Here is a 17,715-nt window from a genome sequence, read left to right on the forward strand (position 1 = left end):
TGCCGGCGCGGCCTCCCCGGCGACGGAAGGGGCCACGGAGTGCAGGTCAGGGCGAAGGCCGGCGTGTCGGTCACGGGGCTCGGCGCCACGACGCCGCTCGGCGGTGACGTGCCGGGCACGTGGGAGGCGATGCTCGGGGGACGGTCCGGCATCGGGCCGATCGAGGAGGCGTGGGCACAGGGCCTGCCGGTCCGCATCGCGGGACGGATGGCGGCCGACCCCGCGGGCGTGCTGGGACGGGTCGCGGCGCGCCGGCTGGACCGCTGCCAGCAGGCCGCGCTCGTCGCCGCCCGGGAGGCATGGGCGGACGCCGGAGCGCCCGCGGTCGAGCCGGAACGCCTGGCGGTGGTGATCGGCACGGGAGTCGGCGGGATGCTGACGACGCTGGGCCAGGACGATCTGCTGGAGGCGTCCGGGGCCCGCAGGATCTCGCCCTACACCGTGCCGATGATGATGCCGAACGGCCCGGCGGCCGTGGTGAGCATGGAACTCGGCGCCCGGGCGGGCGCCCACACCCCGGTGAGCGCCTGCGCCTCCGGAGCCGAGGCGATCGCCATGGGGCTGGACCTGATCCGGCTCGGCCGCGCCGACGTGGTCGTGGCGGGCGGCGCCGAGGCGTGCCTGCATCCGCTGACCTTCGCCGGATTCGCCCAGGCCAAGGCGCTGTCGCGGCGCAACGACGCCCCTGCCGAGGCCTCCCGCCCCTTCGACGCCGCCCGGGACGGGTTCGTCCTTGCCGAGGGGGCGGCGCTGGTGGTCCTGGAGTCCGCGGACTTCGCCGCCGCGCGCGGCGCCCGGGCGCACGCCACGCTCGCCGGGGCGGGGGTCACCTCCGACGCCGGCCACATCACCGCGGCCGACTCCGCCGGGCAGGTGCGCGCCATCCGGCTGGCCCTGTCCTCGGCCGGCCTGACCGGGGCCGACATCGGGCACGTCAGCGCGCACGCCACCTCTACCCCGCTCGGCGACGTGACCGAGGCGGAGTCGATCTCCGAGGCGGTGGGCGCCCACCCGGCGGTCACGGCCACCAAGTCGATGACCGGGCACCTGTGCGGGGCGGCGGGGGCGCTCGGCGCGATAACCACGGTGCTCACCCTGCGCGAAGGCGTCATCCCGGCCACCCGCAACCTGAACGACCTCGACCCGCGGGTCAAGCTCGACGTGGTCACCGGCCGCCCCCGCCACGGCCACTGGACCGCCGCCCTCACCAACGCCTTCGGCTTCGGAGGCCACAACGCCTGCCTGCTCTTCACCACCCCGCAGTCCGATGGCGGGCGCTGAACGCTTCTTGAGGGGACGGTCGTCGATGCGGCGCGGCGATAGATTCCTCCGGGGTCGTGTCGATTTGCGGGCCGCTCGTTCGACCTGTGGGTGCGAGGGCCGAGAGGCGGCCCCGGCGGAGGAGGAGAACGCGATGTCGAAGTACCTGCTGGTCATGCGGGGCACCGACGAGTCGAACGCGGCCATGATGGCCGACATCGACGAGATGATGGCCACGACCCGCCGGTTCATCGAGGAGATGGTCAAGGCCGGCGTTCTCCTCGCGGCCGAAGGGCTGGACGATCCGGGCCAGGGCGTCGTGGTCGACTTCGGCGGCGAGGCCCCGGTGGTCACGGACGGGCCGTACGGCGAGACCAAGGAGCTGTTCGGCGGCTTCTTCCTGCTCGACGTCGCCTCGAAACAGGAGGCGGTCGAGTGGGCCAAGCGGGTCCCGGCTGCCCGCGGGTCCAAGATCGAGGTCCGGCGGGTGCCCGGGAGCGACGAGGTCCCGCAGGTCGACCAGTGATCACCGGGGACCGGGCCGGGCGCGCGAGCAACGGCCGGATCTGATGAGCACGGCCGATGTCGAGGCCGTCTGGCGGATCGAGTCGGCGCGGATCGTCGCCGCGCTGACCCGGTTCACCGGCGATTTCGGGCTGGCCGAGGACGCGGCCCAGGAGGCGGTGGCCGAGGCGCTGGTGTCGTGGCCGCTCGCCTCTCCGGCGAGTCCGGCCGGCTGGCTGATGGCCACGGCCCGGCGGCGGGCGATCGACGCGATCCGCCGCCGGGCCGCCCTCCAGGACCGGTACGCCCTGCTGGCCGCCGACGTGGCGGCCGACTCGGCGGTCGACGAAGAGATCGATCCCGACGAGATCGATGACGACGTGCTGGCGCTGATGTTCGTCAGCTGCCACCCGGTGCTCTCCCCCGAGGCCCGGGTGGCGCTGACCCTGCGCGTGGTCGGCGGCCTGTCCAGCGAGGAGATCGCCCGCGCGTTCCTGGTACCCGTGCCGACCGTGCAGGCCCGCATCACCCGGGGCAAGAAGACGATCGCGGCGGCCGGGGTGCCGTTCGAACTCCCGCCGGCGGCCGAGCGCCGGGAGCGGCTGGGCGGCGTGCTCAGCGTCCTCTACGTGATCTTCGCCGAGGGGTCGACGGCCACGTCGGGCGACCGGCTGCTGCGCCCCGACCTCGCGTACGAGGCGATCCGGCTGGCCCGCACGCTGGCCGCGCTGCAGCCGGACGAGCCGGAGGTGCACGGTCTGCTGGCGTTGTGCGAGCTGACGGCCGCGCGTTTCCCGGCCCGGACCGGCCCGGACGGTTCGCCCGTGCTGCTCGACGAGCAGGACCGGCGGCGGTGGGACTTCTCGGCGATCCGCCGCGGGCTGGCCGCGCTGGCCAAGGCGTCCACTCGCGGCCTCGGCCCCTACGGCCTGCAGGCCGCGATCGCCGCCACCCACGCGTCGGCGCCCTCGGTCGAGGCGACCGACTGGGAGCGGATCGTGCTGCTCTACGAGGCACTCGGCCGGGTCGCACCCTCGCCGGTGGTCGAGCTCAACCGGGCCGTCGCCGTCGCCATGGCCTCGGGCCCGGCGCGAGCCCTGGCCATCGTGGACGAGCTGGTCGCCTCGGACCGGCTCCCCGGTTCGCATCTGGTCCCGACGGTGCGCGGTGAGCTGCTGGCCCGGCTCGGACGGCGACCGGAAGCGCGCGCCGAGCTGGAACTGGCGGCCCGGCTATGCGCCAACCAGCGCGAACGCTCAGTGCTCCTCCGCAAGGCGGCCACACTGAGCTGACCTCTCCGGCTCGGCCGGAGATGTGCCGGCGCCCTCACCGATTCGGCCGAAGTGAGATGTCCGGCGCAGGGTCGATACTGATCTACATCGTAAAGGGCCCCGGGACGTGTGTTCCGGGGCCCTCGACACGGTGCGGGTCAGCCGCTGGTGCGGGTGAGGTGGAAGGTGAGGCCGAGGTCGGCGTCGTGGTGGGCGGGGAGGTCCTGCGGGGGAGCGCCTTCGGTCAGGGAGGTGGCCAGGACCTCCTCGGCGAGTTTGGCGCCGCCGGTGCGCAGGGCCTCGGCGAGGTCGCCGGAGGCGGTCCACCACAGGTCGATGCGGTCGGTGATGGACAGGCCGCTGGACTTGCGGGTGTCCTGCACCAGGCGGATGACCTCGCGGACCAGGCCCGCGCGCATCAGCTCGGGGGTGACCGCGAGGTCCAGCGCCACGGTCTCGCCGGTGCCGGTGCCCACCGCGCCGCTCTCCACCGCCCAGCCGGCCCGCGGCTGCTCGGTGATGATCACCTCGTCCGGGCCGAGGTCGACCGGCTCGCCGTGCACGACCACCGTCGCCGTCCCGCCGCCGCGGATGCCCGCGGCCAGCTCGGCGGGGTCGGTCGCGGTGAGGGCGGCGGCGATGTCCTTGGTGTCGCTGCCGAACCGCTTGCCGAGCGCGCGGAAGTTCGGCTTGACGGTGAAGGACACCAGGTCGGCCGAGTACGCCGACAGGTCCTCAAGGGCCTGCACGTTCAGCTCGTCGGCGATCAGCTCGCGCAGCGAGCCGGGCAGCGACGACCACCGCGGGCTGCCGACGAGCGCGCGCCCGAGCGGCTGGCGGGTCTTGACCCCGCTGGACGCGCGCGCCGACCTGCCCAGCTCGACCAGGCGGCGCACCAGCGCCATCTGCTCCGACAACCCGGCGTCCAGCAGGTCCTCGCGCACCTGCGGCCAGGTGGTCAGGTGCACCGACGCGGGCGCGTCGGGCGCGCGCAGCACGTCCCACACGTGGTCGGTGATGAACGGCACGAGCGGCGCCAGCAGCCGGGTGACGGTCTCCAGGCACTCGTACAGCGTCGCGAACGCCGACTCCTCGCCCGACCAGAAGCGGCGGCGCGACCTGCGGACGTACCAGTTGGACAGGTCGTCGAGGAACTCGGTGAGCCGCCGCCCGGCGCGGGTGGTGTCGAACGCCTCGAGCGCGTCGGTGACCTCGGCCACCGTGCGGTGCAGTTCGGCGAGCGCCCAGCGGTCGATGAGCGGCCGCTCGGCGTGCGGCGGGGCCTCGGCCAGCCGGGACGGCGACCAGGACTCGGCGTTGGCGTACAGCGTGAAGAAGGAGGTGGTGTTCCAGTATGTCAGCAGGACCTTGCGGACGATCTCCTCCAGCGCGGCGTGCCCGACCCTGCGCGGTGACCACGGGGACCCGGAGGTCGCCATGAACCAGCGCAGCGCGTCGGCGCCGTGCTGGTTCATCAGCGGGATCGGCTGCAGCACGTTGCCCAGGTGCTTGCTCATCTTGCGGCCGTCCTCGGCGAGGATCAGGCCGAGGCACAGCACGTTCTCGTAGGAGGACCGGTCGAACACCAGGGTGCCGACGGCCATCATGGAGTAGAACCAGCCGCGCGTCTGGTCCAGCGCCTCGCAGATGAACTGGCCGGGGTAGGCCGCCTCGAAGGCCTCCTTGTTGAGGTGCGGGGCGCCCCACTGGGCGAACGGCATCGAACCGGAGTCGTACCAGGCGTCGATGACGTCGGGAACGCGCCGGGCCTCGTCGCCGCACACCGGGCAGGGGAAGGCGACGTCGTCGACGTACGGCCGGTGCGGGTCCAGCGCCGACAGGTCGCGCCCGGCGAGGTCGCCGAGCTCCTTCAGCGAGCCGACGCAGGTGACGTGCGACTCGTCGGTCGTGCACACCCACAGCGGCAGCGGCGTGCCCCAGTAACGCGACCGGGACAGGGCCCAGTCGACGTTGTTGCGCAGCCACTCGCCGTAGCGGCCCTCCTTGATGGTGGGGGGGTACCAGGCGGTGCGCTCGTTCTCGGCGAGCAGGCGGTCCTTGATGCGCGTGGTGCGGATGTACCAGGACGGGAGCGCGTAGTACAGCAGCGGGGTGTGGCAGCGCCAGCAGTGCGGGTAGGCGTGCTCGAAGTGGTCGCCGCGGAACAGCAGGCCGCGGGCCCGCAGGTCGTCGGTCAGGCCCTCGTCGGCGTCCTTGAAGAACTTCCCGCCGACCTGCGGCACGTCGGGCAGGAACCGCCCGTCCGGGCCGATCGGGTTGACCACGGGCAGGCCGTAGCGCTTGCAGACCGTCATGTCGTCGGCGCCGAACGCCGGGGCCTGGTGGACCAGGCCGGTGCCGTCCTCGACGGTGACGTAGTCGCCCAGCACGACGAAGTGGGCGCCGGGGATGTCGACCAGGTCGAACGGCCGCGAGTAGGGGGTGTGCTCCAGCTCGGTGCCCGGGAAGCGGTCGCCGGCCGTCCAGCCCTCGCCGAGGGCGCCCTCGAGCAGCGGCTCGGCCACGATGACCGGCCGCTCGCCCTCCTTGGAGGCGACCACGTAGGTCACGTCGGGGTGCACGGCGACGGCGGTGTTGGACACCAGCGTCCACGGGGTGGTGGTCCAGATGAGCAGGTCGGTGCCCACGAACCGCCCGGAGGTGACCGGCATGCGGACGTACACCGACGGGCTGGTGACGTTCTCGTACCCGCCGGGCTGCCCGAGCTCGTGGTCGGACAGGCCGGTGCCGCAGCGCGGGCAGTACGGCGTGATGCGGAAGTCGCGGAACAGCAGGTCCTTCTCCCAGATGACCTTCAGCGACCACCAGACGGACTCGACGTAGGAGGGGGCCATGGTGAGGTAGGCCTGGGACATGTCGACCCAGTAGCCCATGCGCTCGGTCATCTCTTCGAAGGCGTCGACGTGGCGCTGCACCGACTCGCGGCAGCGCTGGTTGAACTCGGCGATGCCGTACGCCTCGATCTCGGGCTTGCCGGACAGCCCGAGCTCCTTCTCCACCGCGACCTCGACCGGCAGGCCGTGGCAGTCCCAGCCGGCCCGGCGGGGCACGCTGTAGCCGCGCATCGACTTGTAGCGGGGGAAGACGTCCTTGAAGACGCGCGCCTCGACGTGGTGGACGCCGGGCATGCCGTTGGCGGTGGGCGGGCCCTCGTAGAACACCCAGGCCGGGCCATCTGCGTTCTGCTCGAGCGAGCGCTCGAAGACCTTGCCGTCGCGCCAGCGGTCGAGCACCTCGGCCTCGAGGGCGGGCAGGTCCACCTGGGCGGCGAGCGAGCGGAAGTAGGGTGCGGACATCGTAGGGCCAGACCTCCACGCGTGCGTTTCTCCATGGCGTGGAGGGACGAGGCGCCGGGCCCCGCGGTACCACCCTCCTTGACCTCCCCCGCGGATCTCCCCCAAAGAAGATCTGCCGAAAAGAGGCCCTCTCTTTGTTCACCGCTGCCGGGTCTACTGGGCCGTGACCGTCGTACGGGCGCGGCCGTTCTTCCGGCGACTCCGGGGTGATCTTCCCTCCGGGCCTCGCCCCGGGCTCGCACCGTCCCCGGGTCGCTCGTGCGAGGGGGCTCGGAGGTACTCGTCCCCATCAATGCCTTGCAAACTGAAACGATATCCCACGTTGGGGAAGGAGCCGACACGTTTATGAGGCTGGCCATCAGGGTGCGGCCGGGCGCCGCCCGCGAGTCCGTCGGCGGCGCCTACGGCGAGGAGGCGGTCGTGGTCAAGGTCAACGCACGGGCGGTGGACGGCAGGGCCACCGAGGCGGCGCTGCGCGCGGTCGCGGACGCCTTCGGCGTGCGGCGGGCGGAGGTGCGTCTCGTAACCGGAGCGACGAGCAGGGACAAGGTCGTGGAGATAACCGGGGACGACCAGGAGTTGACCGAAAGGGCCGCGGCGTTGCGCACCGCGTGAAGCCTCCTTCTCTGCCGTCGCCGCGAGAGGCCAGGTGGGAGGCGAGGTCGCCCCGGTTGTGCGGACAGGCCGGGTTCGCGGCGCAGTGATGTCACCCGCGGCCACCCGCCTCCGTCTCAACCAGCCCATTTCATCGTCTGAGTTGCGGCAACGGCCGGGCTTGGCGTGATGGTGTCCAGGACCGGACGCGCGAGACTGCTCACCAGGAGCCGGACCGATGACGCCCACATCGCCGCGGCTCGCTGGAACCTCCGGCAGAGCAGGCCGGCAGGCGCCTGATGTCCCGAAAGTGCAAGAGGGACCGGGAGTTGCGGCGGCTGAGGGAGCGGCGGAGATGCGGATCGTGGTGGACCTCGCCCGTTGCCAGGGCTATGCGCAGTGCGTCTTCCTCGCCCCGGAGGTGTTCGAGCTGCACGGTGAGGAGGCGCTGTTGTACGACCCTGCCGTCCCCGCCGGCCAACTCGATCGTGTACTTCAGGCCGCGGCGGCGTGCCCGGTCCAGGCGATCCTCGTGGGTGACCAAGTGAGGGCCGATGTCCGGTGACCTTGACCAGGGCCGTGTCGTCATCGTCGGAGCGTCGCTGGCCGGGTTGCGGGCCGCCGAGACGCTGCGCGAGAAGGGTTTCACCGGTTCGTTGACGGTGGTGGGAGACGAGCCCCACCCGCCCTACGACCGGCCGCCGCTGTCCAAGCAGGTGCTGCTCGGCAAGGCCTCGGCGGACGCCACCGCGCTGCCGACGCGCCGGGACCCGGACGCGGACTGGCGGCTCGGAGTGGCGGCGACGGGTTTGGATCCCACGGGGAAGCGGGTGCTGCTGGCCGACGGCACGTCACTGCCCTACGACCGGCTGCTGATCGCCACCGGGACGCGGGCCAGGCCCTGGCCCGACCCGGCGCAGGCGGCCCTGGACGGGGTTCTCACCCTGCGCACCAGCGACGACGCGGCCCGCCTGGCCGAGCGGCTGACGGCCGGGCCGCGGCGGGTGCTGGTGATCGGCGGAGGCTTCACCGGATCGGAGATCGCCTCGGCCTGCCGGGAACTGGGCATCGAGGTCACCCTCGCCGAACGGGGCCCCGCCCCGCTGGTGGGCGCGCTCGGCGGGACGTTCGCGAAGCTGGCCGCCGGCCTGCAGCGGGCCCACGGCGTCGACCTGCGCTGCGGGGTGACGGTCACCGCGCTGCGCGGGAACGGGCACTTCACCGGCGCGGACCTGTCGGACGGCAGCCGCGTCGACGCGGACGTGTGCGTCGTGGCCATGGGGGCGATCCGCAACACCGAGTGGCTGGCGGACTCCGGGCTGGCGGCGGGGCGGCTGGGAGTCGCCTGCGACGCGGGATGCCGCGTCTTCAACGCCTACGGGATCGTCACCGACGACGTCTTCGTGGCCGGCGACATCGCCCGCTTCCCGCATCCGCTGTTCGAGTACCAGATGCTCGCGCTGGAACACTGGGGCAACGCGGTCGCCCAAGCCGAGGTGGCGGCGCACAACATGGTCAGCCCGGGGCCGTTGCGGCGCCCGCACCTGACGGTCCCGGTCTTCTGGTCCAGCCAGTTCGGGGTGAACATCAAGTCCGTCGGCGTCCCCTCCTTCTCCGACCAGGTGGTCATCGCCCAGGGCTCACTCGGCGAGCGCCGCCTGGCGGCGGTCTACGGCCACCAGGGCCGCGTGACCGCCGCGGTCACCGTGAACATGGCCAAGTGGCTGGAGTACTACCAGGGCCTCATCGAGACCGCGGCCCCGTTCCCGCCCGGGCCCGGCGCGGCCGACGGTCACCCGCTGGTGACCGAGTTCCCCGTCCCCTCCAACGTGCCCGACCCCCGGGGGCTCCTGCACGGTCCCACCGTCGCGCTCACCGGCCACCTGCCCGACCGCCGGCTGACCCTCATCCGGCCCGGCGGCGTCCGGCCCGGCCGCTGACCTTTCCCGTCCCTTGCCTGCCACCAGGAGCCCCGCATGGCCCTCGACACCCTGCTGGAGCGGATCACCGACCACGCCAACCGCGCCGACCCCTACCCGCTGTACGCCGAACTCCGCGAGGCGGGGGTGGTCCGGCAGACCGACGGAAGCCACCTGGTCGGCACCTACTACGACGTCGCCGCGCTGCTGCACGACCCGCGGGTCAGCTCCGACCCCCGCAACCTCGCCGCCCCGTACCGCGACATGGTTCCGCGGGAGGAGATGCTCTCCTTCATCCGGCTCGACGACCCCGAGCACCACAGGCTGCGCGGCCTGGCCATGCGGCCGTTCGGCCCGCCGCACAGCCCGGGACGTGTGGACGCGATGCGCGGCCAGATCGCCTCGATCACCGCGGAACTGGCCGAGGCGTTGGACGGCCGCGGGCGGATCGACGTGGTGGAGGACTTCGCCTACCCGCTGCCGGTCACCGTCATCTGCCGGCTGCTCGGTGTGCCCCGGCAGGACGAGCCGGTCTTCCGGGAGTGGTCCGCCACGATCATCGATTTCGCCGACATCCGGCCCGGCGAGGATCCCGCCGATCGGCGGACGATCGGCGAACAGGCATTGACGGAGATGGGCCGGTACCTGGTGGAGCTCGCCGAACAACGCCGCGGCCACCCCGGTGACGACATGCTCTCGGCGTTCGTCAACGAGCCCGGTCCCGGCGGGGCGTTCACCCGGGAGGAGCTGGCGGCCACCGCCGTGCTCCTGCTGGTCGCCGGGCACGAGACCACGGTCAACCTGATCGCCAACGGGGCGCTCACCCTGCTGCGTCACCCCGACCAACTCGACCGGCTGCGCCGGGCGCCCGATCTGCTCCCGTCGGCGGTGGAGGAACTGCTGCGCTACGAGCCCCCGGTCCAGATCCGCCGGCGCTTCCCTCTGGCCAACATCGACGTCGCCGGCGTCACCATCCCCAAGGGCGCGCCTTTGGTACTGGTGCTGGCCTCGGGCAACCGCGACCCCAGACGGTTCCGCGACCCCGAGCGGTTCGACCCCACCCGCACCGACAACCAGCACCTCGGCTTCGGCAGCGGCGTCCACCTCTGCTACGGCGCACCACTTGCCCGGATCGAAGCCCAGACCGCGCTCGGCGCCCTGATCCCCCGCCTCGGCACCGCGACCCTCCTCCAGGACCCACCCCCCTACCGGCACAACGCCATGCTCCGCGGTCCCAGGCACCTCCCCGTCGAACTCTGACGACTCCTCGGCCACAGGGCGCCGACGGCGGAATGGCGAGGGACACCCCGCGCTGACCAGGTAGATCCCGGCGGCGGGCGGAGGGGCGTCTCGTAACCGGAGCGACGAGCAGGGACAAGGTCGTGGAGATCACCGGTGACGACCAGGAATTGACCGAAAGGCCGTGGCACTGCGGATGGCGTAGGTCTCCTCCACTCCGACGGCTTCGCCCACGCCCTGGCGCGTCACCGGAGTACGGCGGACGGGAGGTCAGGTGAGGCGGGTCAGGGCGTCCAGCAGGTGGCGTACTGCGGGCGTCGGCGGGCCGGGCGGCACGGCCAGCGAGGTCGTCAACGTAGGCGCCACAAGGGGCCGGACAGCGACCCCTGGAACCTCGGGCAGGCCGGCCACCTCGTAGAACACCGTCCAGGACGGGGCGCAGACGCCGATGTCGGCCAGGGTCTCATGGAAGGTCGTGAACGGCGGCCCGGCCTGCGGGGCGATGCCGGCGGCACGGCACGCGTCCGTGACCAGGTCGTGGAAGGGCGGGTTGTCCTCGCGCGGAGCGAGCCGGAGGGGCAGGCCCGCCAGGTCTTCGAGCCCGACCTCGGCCGAACGGGCCAGCGGGTGCGCGGCGGGGAACGCCGCGTACAGCCGATCTTGCCAGATCGGCAGGAGCTCCAGGCTGGGGGCGTCGGTGAGCGCGCGGACCAGCGCCGCGTCGAGCTCGCCCGAGCGTACCGCGGACAACCGGAGCGGCAGGGAGAGACGGCGCGGGCGAACTCGCAGACGCGGCGCGAGCGAGGCCAGCTCCTGCAGCAGGCGGTAGATCCGGTCGCCCGGCCCCTGCACGACGCCGAGACGCAGGACGCCGTCGGCACCCGCGCGGATGTCGGCGGCGACCCGCCGGGTGCGGTTCGCGGCGGCGAGCACGGCCCGCGCCTCCGGCAGCAGACGTTCGCCCGCACCGGTCAGCCGCACGCGCCGGGTCGAACGGTCGAACAGCGGCACGCCGAGCTCGCGTTCGAGCCGACGGATCTGCTGGCTCACCGCGGACTGCACGATGCTGAGCCGCTCGGCCGCGCGACCGAACCCGCCCTCTTCGGCGACCGCCACGAAGTAGTCCAGCTGTCGCAGCTCCACCCGCCCCTCGATTCATCTCGATCCGTGATGACTGATGAGTGCAACAGCTTCTGGTCGGCGGCTTCTTCCCGGGTTCGAATGGATCGGTATTCGAAAGGAGCTGATGATGACCGCCATCATCATGACGCGGGCCCTGGTCGTCTCCGCCGAGTCCGCGCAGGTCGTCGATCTTCCCGGCGGTGGAGCGTTCACCCTGTTCGCCGACGCGAGCGACACCGGGGGCGCACTCGGCGCCAACCGCCTCACGCTGGGGCCGGGCCGCGAGGGGGCCAAGCCGCACTACCACACGCTGTCCACGGAGGTGTTCCACGTCCTCGGCGGGGAGATGGAGTTCCTCCTCGGCGAGAAGGTGACGACCGTCGCCAAGGGCGGGCTCGTCATCGTGCCGCCCGGGCTGCCGCACGCGTTCGGCGCGGCGCCGGGGACGGGCGCCGATCTGCTGGTCGTCCTGACCCCGGGCGTCGAACGCTTCGGCTACTTCCGGCGGCTCGCGCGGGTCCAGCATGGCCTGGAGCCCGCGGACGGACTGCTGCGGGAGCAGGATCGCTACGACCTGCACTCCGTGGACGCCCCCGCCTGGCGGACGGAACGGAGATCGGAATGACCACCGCGCCCGTCGCGGGCAGGCTGTAGGCGACGGCGACGGAGGGACGCCGTCCAAGGCCAGGTCGGAGCCGCCACGCCGCCGTGCTCCGTGGTGGGTGGGTGCGATACATATGTGATGAATCGGCGAGGATGAAGGTACACCTCAGGTATGGAGTGCTTCCGGGTTGCGGAGATCTCCGGGTGCCCGTCTGAGTGACAACCGCTGTGCATCGTGCCGTACGCCGGTGAACTTTGGCGTACAGCGCACCAGGTGGCGAGGGAAGCCCCACGCTGACCAGGTAGATCCCAGATTACGGATGGCGTAAACGGTCGGCGCGTCGTTTGTTCTTCGGATATGGCCGACCTATGCTTCCCGCACTGCTCAACAGGTGGATCGGCGAGGAGGCCTCGATGGCCGGTGTGACGCGGGCGGAGAAGACCGCCACGGAGACGAGCGGGGCGGCCGGCTGGACCGAGGGGGAACTCTCCGAGGTCCGAGGGCGCCTGCTCGGAGAGATCGACGAGCTGAACGCGGAGGTGGCGAGGTCGGAGTCGCAGATCGCCTCGGGCGACATCAGCGACAGCGCCGGAGACGACCAGGCCGATGCGGGGGCCAAGACCTATGAGCGGGAACGCGAGATCGCCCTTACCCTGAATGCGCGCGATCTAATCGCGCAGAACGAGCGGGCGATCGCCCGCATCGACGCAGGAACATACGGAGTGTGCGAATCGTGCCACAAGCCGATCGGCAAGGAGCGGCTGCAGGCGTTCCCGAGGGCGACGCTGTGCGTGTCGTGCAAGCAGCGGGAGGAACGCCGCTGAACGCCTCGCCGGACGTGCCCCCCTCGCCCGAGGCCCCCGAGCCCCCCGAGCCTTCAGAGCGCGCCGAGGGGCGCGATGCGCCGCGCGGGCGGCGCATCGGCGCCCTGGCGGCCCTCGCGGTGCTGGTCTACGTCCTGGACCTGCTCAGCAAGACCATCGTGGTCGACGTGCTGGAGGGTCGTGAGCCGGTCCGCGTGATCGCCGGGGTGCTCCAGCTGCGGGTGATCCGCAACTCCGGCGCCGCCTTCAGCATCGGCACCGGCATGACGATCATCTTCACGGTCATCGCGGCCGTCGTCGTCGTCGCGATCCTGCGCACGGCCCGGCAACTGCGCAGCGTCCCGTGGGCGATCACCCTGGGCCTGCTGCTCGGCGGGGCCCTGGGCAACCTCACCGACCGCCTCTTCCGCTACCCCGCGCCCTTCCAGGGGCACGTCGTCGACTGGATCGAGGTCTTCCCGGTCACCCGCTTCCCCGTGTTCAACATCGCCGACTCGGCGATCGTGTGCGGCGGCATCCTGGCGGTGTTCCTCGCCTGGCGGGGCTACCAGATCGACGGATCACGCGCCGGTGACGAGCGCCCCGCCCCGTCCGGCGGCGGTGGCGGCGCTGACGGCACTGCCGGCGCTGCCGGCGGTGGCGGCGACGCGGAGGGCGGCGCCCGTGGGTGAGCAGCGCAGTCTCCCCGTCCCCGACGGCCTGGAGGGCGAGCGCCTGGACGCCGCTCTCGCCCGGCTGTTCGGTTTCTCCCGCACCCGCGCCGCCGAGCTGATCGCCGCGGGCGACGTGCAGGTCGACGGCGCCGCCGCGGCCAAGTCCGACCGCGTGCACGCCGGCGCGTGGCTGGAGGTCGTGATCCCGCCGCCGCCCGGCCAGCCGGTGCCGGTGGCCGAGCCCGTCCCGGGCATGGGCATCCTGTACGAGGACGACGACATCGTGGTGATCGACAAGCCGATCGGGGTGGCGGCGCACCCGACGGTCGGCTGGACCGGCCCGACCGTCCTCGGCGGCCTGCTCGGCGCCGGGCACCGGGTGGCCACCAGCGGCGCGGCCGAGCGCCAGGGCATCGTCCACCGCCTGGACGCCAACACCACCGGCGTCATGGTGGTGGCCAAGAGCGAGGTGGCCTACTCCCGGCTCAAGCGCGCCTTCAAGGAGCGCACGGTCGAGAAGCACTACCACGCGCTGGTGCAGGGCCACCCCGACCCGCTGCGCGGCACCATCGACGCCCCCATCGACCGGCACCCGGCCGGGGACGGCCGGTTCGCCGTCGTCGCCGGCGGCAAGCCGTCGATCACCCACTACGACACGATCGAGGCGTTCCGGGCGGCGTCGCTGCTCGACATCAAGCTGGAGACCGGCCGCACCCATCAGATCAGGGTGCACATGTCGGCCACCCGCCACCCATGTGTGGGCGATCTCGCCTACGGCGCCGATCCCACGCTGGCGGCGCGGCTGGGCGTCACCCGCCAGTGGCTGCACGCCGTCTCGCTGTCGTTCGACCACCCGACGGGCGGCGAGCGGGTGACCTTCACCAGCGGCTATCCCGAGGAGCTGTCCCGCGCGCTGGACGCCGTCCGCGCCGAGTCCTGACCACGGCCGGGCCATCGGGGGCATCGTCCGGCCCGCCGGGTGATCACGGCCGGGCCACCGGGCGCCGTCCGGTCCGCCCCGTCGGATCACGGTCAGGCCGCCGGGCCGCCGTCCGGGCTCACGTGCCCGACAGGGGGCCTCCGTCGACGTAGGAGGCGTCGTCGCCGCTGGTCTGGCCCTGGTCGTTGGTGACGTCGCCCTCGCCGCCGCCCCCGCCGTCCTGGCCGTCGCCGCGAGGCTCGTCGCCGCCCTCACCGGGCGGCACGGGGTCGTTCTCGCCCTTGTCGCTCTGGGTCTTGGTGGGCTTGGGCTTGGGGGTCGGCTTGGCGGAGGGCTTGGGCTTGGGCGTCGGCTTGTCCTCGCCGCCCTTGGTCCGGTCCGGCGTCGGCCGCCCCTGGCCGGTGCGGGCCGCCGAGGAGACCGGCGCGTGGACGCTGGGCTGCCCGCCGCGCGAGGGAGCGTAGCCGTCCTGGCCCGAGCGCCGGGTGACCGGCTCTGCGGTCGGGGTGACCGACACCGTGACCCGCACGGTCGGGGAGACCTCCGGCGTCGAGGTGCCCGCCGAGCGGGCGGTCACCCAGGCCAGCCCGCCGGCCACCAGGCCGACCGACAGGATCAGCGAGGTGAGCCCGGCGAGCGCGATGCCGCGTCCGCCTCCCGGCCTGGTCTGCGGCGGCACCGACGCCGGGTCGGTGATGGGGGCGGCGGCCAGCCGTTCCCTGGTCGGGCTCGACGCCTGGGCCGGCACCGGGGCCGGCGCCTGCACGGGCAGGGCCGGCGTGGTCGGCTCGGGCTGGATACCGGCGGCGACCATCCGCAGGTAGTGCTCGGCCTCGGAGGCGGTGAGCCGCTCTGCCGGGTCCTTGCGCAGCAGGCCGTTCAGCACGGGGCCGAGCGGGCCGGCCAGCCGCATCGGCTCGGGCGGGTCGTGCATGACCGCGCCGAGCGTGGCCAGCGGATTGCCGCGCTGGAACGGCGAACGCCCCTCCACCGCGACGTACAGCGTGACGCCGAGGGACCACAGGTCCGAGGACCGGGTCGCCTGGCCGCCCGCGGCCCGTTCGGGCGCGATGAACGCCGGGGTGCCGATGAGCGTGCCGGTCCGGGTGACCGGGGAGTCGTCCTCCAGGGTCGCGATGCCGAAGTCGGTGAGCACGGCCCGGCCGCCGTGCTTGGCCAGCAGGACGTTGTCGGGCTTGACGTCCCGGTGCAGCACCCCGGCGTGGTGGGCGGCGCGCAGCGCGGCCAGCACCTCCAGGCCGATCTCGGCCACGCGCACCGGGTGGAGCGGTCCCTGGTCGCGGACGACGGCGCCGAGCGTGTCGGAGTCCACGAGCTGGAGCACGATCCAGGGGTGGCCGTTCTCCTCGAACACGTCGTAGACGGTGGCGACGCCGGGGTGGCTGACCCGTCCGGCGGCGCGGGCCTCCCGGAAGGTCCTCGTCGCGAAGATCTCGCGTTCCGGACCGGTGAGCTCCGGTGGCGCGATCAGCTCCTTGACGGCTGTTTCGCGGCCGAGAATCTCGTCATGGGCCCGCCAGACGGTGCCCATTCCACCTCGGCCGATGGGTTCCAGCAGACGGTATCGGCCTGCCACGACTCGGTCTGTGACCTGGGAGGAATCCGGCATGTTGGGCTGGCTACCCCAAAATTTCGGTCACATGCACTCGTAGTCAGGACGGCCGGAAACTTTTCACGAACATCTCGAAAAGGGGACGATCTCTCTTCCAGGTCGCGTCGGTCGTGTGCCAGTAGATCGTGTACTGCCGGCCGTCCGCCGTGGCGAAGGCGCGGTCGAGCACGTGCGCCCGCCCGGACGACATCGTCCAGGTGAACTCCCAGTCGGCGGCCGACCGGCCCCGGTAGGTCAGGGCGCGCAGCGACAGCAGGCGGTAGCCGGGCAGGCGGTTCCTGGCCACGGCCTGCTCCTCCACCTCCCGCAGCGCCGTCAGCGGGTCGGCGGCCGTCCACGGGGTCGTGTCGACCAGCAGGAAGCCGCGCGAGCCGGGCATGCGGAAGTGCACGCGGGTCTTGTCCCGGCCGAACTCCGACCAGCGCTTGGGAAGGGCCAGGCTGAAGCCCAGCGCGTCGGTGTGCGGACGCCAGCCTTCCGGCAGGGCGATACCCGCTTCCGAGGGGTTCGGGCTCGGGCGCGACGGGCTCACGCTCGGGGTCGCGCTCGGGCTTGACGGGGAGGACGAGGGCGCCGCCGCCGAGGACGTCCGCGCCGGTATGGGGGAGGAGGCGGCCGCCGAGCCCGCGACCTGCCGGTAGCCGTACCAGCCGCCCAGGCCGACGGCGACGGCCAGCACCGGGACGCCCACGAGCACGGCGGCCCGGGACCTCGGGCGGCGGGAGGGCCCGCCGGTCCCGGCCGCCGGCCCCTCGAAGGTGGACCACTGGGCATGGGCGGCGCCGGGCATCGTCCCGCCCTGGAACGGCGGCACGGCCCCCGGTCCAGGACCGTGCCCGATCTGCCACCCGGGACCCTGCCCCGCCTGCCACGTGGCACCCTGTCCGGCCTGCCACCCGGGACCCTGCCCCGCCTGCCACGCGGCACCCTGTCCGGCCTGCCACCCGGGACCCTGCCCCGCCTGCCACGCGGCACCCTGTCCGGCGGCGACGCGGCGCAGGGCTTCGGCGGCCTCGGCGGCGGACAGGCGCGCGCCCGGCTCCTTGCGGAGCAGCCCGGCGATCACCGGGACCAGCGGCCCGGCCAGCCGGGGCGGCTCAGGCTCGTCGTTCAGCACCGCCGCCATCGTCGGCACAGGCGCCCCACGGTCGAACGGCGGGCGGCCCTCCACGGCGGCGTACAGCGTCGCGCCCAGGGACCACAGGTCGGACTCGGGCACGGCGGGCCGGCCCTGCAGCCGCTCGGGCGGGATGAACGCGGGGGTGCCCGACAGGCCGCCGGTCGTGGTCAGCGCGGTCTCCTCGGGCATGGTGGCGATGCCGAAGTCGGTCAGCACCACCCTGCCGCCGTCGGTGAGCAGGACGTTCTCGGGCTTGACGTCCCGGTGGAGCACCCCTGCGGCGTGCGCGGCGCGCAGCGCGTCGAGCACCTGCCCGCCGATGTCGGCCACCGTCCGCGGCTCCAGCGGGCCCGCGGACCTGAGCACCTCGCCCAGCGAGCGCGACCGCACGAGCTGCATGACGATCCAGGGACGGCCGTCCTCCTCGATGACGTCGTGGACGACGACCACCGACGGGTGGTCCAGCCGGCCGGCCGCCCGCGCCTCGCGGATCGTGCGCCGGTTGAAGGCGGCGCGGTCCTCCTCGCTCATCGCGCGGTAGAGGACCTCCTTGACCGCGACCGGGCGGTCGAGCAGCTCGTCGTGGGCCCGCCACACCACGCCCATGCCGCCGCGCCCGATCGGCTCCAGCAGACGGTATCTGCCGGCGACCCGGCGTTGCGTCTCAGCGGTCACCTCGCCCCGCCCTCCCTTCCCGGCCACCGCATCGTCCCAT

Annotated in this window: 15 protein-coding genes; 11 read left to right on the forward strand and 4 right to left on the reverse strand. The window is 73.1% G+C overall.

The genetic code is table 11. The features are described 5' to 3' along the window. The first annotated feature begins 39 nt into the window (after positions 1-39). The 3 genes from ACFQSB_RS37365 to ACFQSB_RS37375 all read left to right on the forward strand — a co-directional run bounded on the left by ACFQSB_RS37365 (position 40) and on the right by ACFQSB_RS37375 (position 3,056). Positions 40-1,281 (forward strand): beta-ketoacyl-[acyl-carrier-protein] synthase family protein, encoded by a 1,242-nt coding sequence (locus ACFQSB_RS37365; RefSeq protein WP_380831857.1) that lies wholly within the window; start codon positions 40-42, stop codon positions 1,279-1,281. 133 nt (positions 1,282-1,414) lie between these two features. Continuing rightward, complete coding sequence (locus ACFQSB_RS37370; protein ID WP_380831858.1) at positions 1,415-1,786, forward strand: YciI family protein; 372 nt, start codon at positions 1,415-1,417, stop codon at positions 1,784-1,786. 43 nt (positions 1,787-1,829) lie between these two features. Next, positions 1,830-3,056, forward strand: coding sequence for an RNA polymerase sigma factor (locus tag ACFQSB_RS37375; protein ID WP_380831859.1), 1,227 nt, complete (start codon positions 1,830-1,832; stop codon positions 3,054-3,056). A 137-nt stretch (positions 3,057-3,193) separates the two neighbouring features. Here the strand turns inward: ACFQSB_RS37375 and ileS are convergent, their stop codons facing one another. Further along, a complete protein-coding gene (ileS, locus tag ACFQSB_RS37380) occupies positions 3,194-6,352 on the reverse strand; it encodes an isoleucine--tRNA ligase (protein WP_380831861.1) in 3,159 nt (1,052 codons plus the stop codon). A gap of 345 nt (positions 6,353-6,697) precedes the next feature. On the opposite strand from ileS, the gene ACFQSB_RS37385 reads away from it, so the two are divergent. The 4 genes from ACFQSB_RS37385 to ACFQSB_RS37400 all read left to right on the forward strand — a co-directional run bounded on the left by ACFQSB_RS37385 (position 6,698) and on the right by ACFQSB_RS37400 (position 10,125). Further along, a complete protein-coding gene (locus tag ACFQSB_RS37385) occupies positions 6,698-6,967 on the forward strand; it encodes a DUF167 domain-containing protein (protein WP_380831862.1) in 270 nt (89 codons plus the stop codon). Positions 6,968-7,301: 334 nt separating this feature from the next. Beyond that, the gene (locus ACFQSB_RS37390; protein ID WP_380831864.1) at positions 7,302-7,511 is read left to right on the forward strand and encodes a ferredoxin; all 210 of its coding nucleotides are present in this window, start codon (positions 7,302-7,304) and stop codon (positions 7,509-7,511) included. Then, a complete protein-coding gene (locus ACFQSB_RS37395) occupies positions 7,501-8,886 on the forward strand; it encodes an NAD(P)/FAD-dependent oxidoreductase (RefSeq protein ID WP_380831865.1) in 1,386 nt (461 codons plus the stop codon). Before ACFQSB_RS37390 ends, ACFQSB_RS37395 begins: the two co-directional genes overlap by 11 nt. A 36-nt stretch (positions 8,887-8,922) precedes the next feature. Next, positions 8,923-10,125 (forward strand): cytochrome P450, encoded by a 1,203-nt coding sequence (locus tag ACFQSB_RS37400; protein WP_380831867.1) that lies wholly within the window; start codon positions 8,923-8,925, stop codon positions 10,123-10,125. A 249-nt stretch (positions 10,126-10,374) separates the two neighbouring features. Here the strand turns inward: ACFQSB_RS37400 and ACFQSB_RS37405 are convergent, their stop codons facing one another. Continuing rightward, entirely contained in the window at positions 10,375-11,247 is an 873-nt protein-coding gene (locus tag ACFQSB_RS37405; protein WP_380831869.1) for a LysR family transcriptional regulator, read from the reverse strand. A gap of 106 nt (positions 11,248-11,353) precedes the next feature. Here ACFQSB_RS37405 and ACFQSB_RS37410 point away from each other — a divergent pair, with 106 nt between their 5' ends. The 4 genes from ACFQSB_RS37410 (at position 11,354) to ACFQSB_RS37425 (ending at position 14,247) form a co-directional block, all read left to right on the forward strand. Beyond that, positions 11,354-11,851: a cupin domain-containing protein gene (locus tag ACFQSB_RS37410; RefSeq protein ID WP_380831870.1), complete on the forward strand. Its 498-nt coding sequence runs from the start codon at positions 11,354-11,356 to the stop codon at positions 11,849-11,851. A gap of 392 nt (positions 11,852-12,243) precedes the next feature. Then, on the forward strand, positions 12,244-12,654 hold the full coding sequence (locus ACFQSB_RS37415) for a TraR/DksA family transcriptional regulator (RefSeq protein ID WP_380831871.1): 411 nt from the start codon (positions 12,244-12,246) through the stop codon (positions 12,652-12,654). Next, on the forward strand, positions 12,627-13,325 hold the full coding sequence (lspA, locus tag ACFQSB_RS37420) for a signal peptidase II (protein WP_380831873.1): 699 nt from the start codon (positions 12,627-12,629) through the stop codon (positions 13,323-13,325). Before ACFQSB_RS37415 ends, lspA begins: the two co-directional genes overlap by 28 nt. Further along, the gene (locus ACFQSB_RS37425; RefSeq protein WP_354850350.1) at positions 13,318-14,247 is read left to right on the forward strand and encodes an RluA family pseudouridine synthase; all 930 of its coding nucleotides are present in this window, start codon (positions 13,318-13,320) and stop codon (positions 14,245-14,247) included. The genes lspA and ACFQSB_RS37425 overlap by 8 nt, the downstream gene beginning before the upstream one ends. A gap of 118 nt (positions 14,248-14,365) precedes the next feature. Here ACFQSB_RS37425 and ACFQSB_RS37430 read toward each other — a convergent pair whose 3' ends face one another. Then, on the reverse strand, positions 14,366-15,877 hold the full coding sequence (locus tag ACFQSB_RS37430; protein ID WP_380831875.1) for a serine/threonine-protein kinase: 1,512 nt from the start codon (positions 15,875-15,877) through the stop codon (positions 14,366-14,368). A gap of 43 nt (positions 15,878-15,920) precedes the next feature. After that, positions 15,921-17,675, reverse strand: a complete 1,755-nt coding sequence (locus ACFQSB_RS37435) for a serine/threonine-protein kinase (RefSeq protein WP_380831877.1) — start codon at positions 17,673-17,675, stop codon at positions 15,921-15,923. Positions 17,676-17,715: the final 40 nt, after the last annotated feature.

It is taken from the genome of Sphaerisporangium rhizosphaerae (genome assembly GCF_042665155.1).
GTDB classification, from domain to species: Bacteria; Actinomycetota; Actinomycetes; order Streptosporangiales; family Streptosporangiaceae; genus Sphaerisporangium; species Sphaerisporangium rhizosphaerae.

What these genes read in the sequence shown, in the direction of transcription:
- ACFQSB_RS37385 (WP_380831862.1), top strand. Translation starts at nt 6,698, where the DNA reads ATGAGGCTGGCCATCAGGGTGCGGCCGGGCGCCGCCCGCGAGTCCGTC.
- ACFQSB_RS37430 (WP_380831875.1), bottom strand. Translation starts at nt 15,877, where the DNA reads ATGCCGGATTCCTCCCAGGTCACAGACCGAGTCGTGGCAGGCCGATAC.
- ACFQSB_RS37370 (WP_380831858.1), top strand. Translation starts at nt 1,415, where the DNA reads ATGTCGAAGTACCTGCTGGTCATGCGGGGCACCGACGAGTCGAACGCG.
- ACFQSB_RS37400 (WP_380831867.1), top strand. Translation starts at nt 8,923, where the DNA reads ATGGCCCTCGACACCCTGCTGGAGCGGATCACCGACCACGCCAACCGC.
- ACFQSB_RS37375 (WP_380831859.1), top strand. Translation starts at nt 1,830, where the DNA reads ATGAGCACGGCCGATGTCGAGGCCGTCTGGCGGATCGAGTCGGCGCGG.
- ACFQSB_RS37410 (WP_380831870.1), top strand. Translation starts at nt 11,354, where the DNA reads ATGACCGCCATCATCATGACGCGGGCCCTGGTCGTCTCCGCCGAGTCC.
- ileS (WP_380831861.1), bottom strand. Translation starts at nt 6,352, where the DNA reads ATGTCCGCACCCTACTTCCGCTCGCTCGCCGCCCAGGTGGACCTGCCC.
- ACFQSB_RS37395 (WP_380831865.1), top strand. Translation starts at nt 7,501, where the DNA reads ATGTCCGGTGACCTTGACCAGGGCCGTGTCGTCATCGTCGGAGCGTCG.
- ACFQSB_RS37415 (WP_380831871.1), top strand. Translation starts at nt 12,244, where the DNA reads ATGGCCGGTGTGACGCGGGCGGAGAAGACCGCCACGGAGACGAGCGGG.
- ACFQSB_RS37390 (WP_380831864.1), top strand. Translation starts at nt 7,302, where the DNA reads ATGCGGATCGTGGTGGACCTCGCCCGTTGCCAGGGCTATGCGCAGTGC.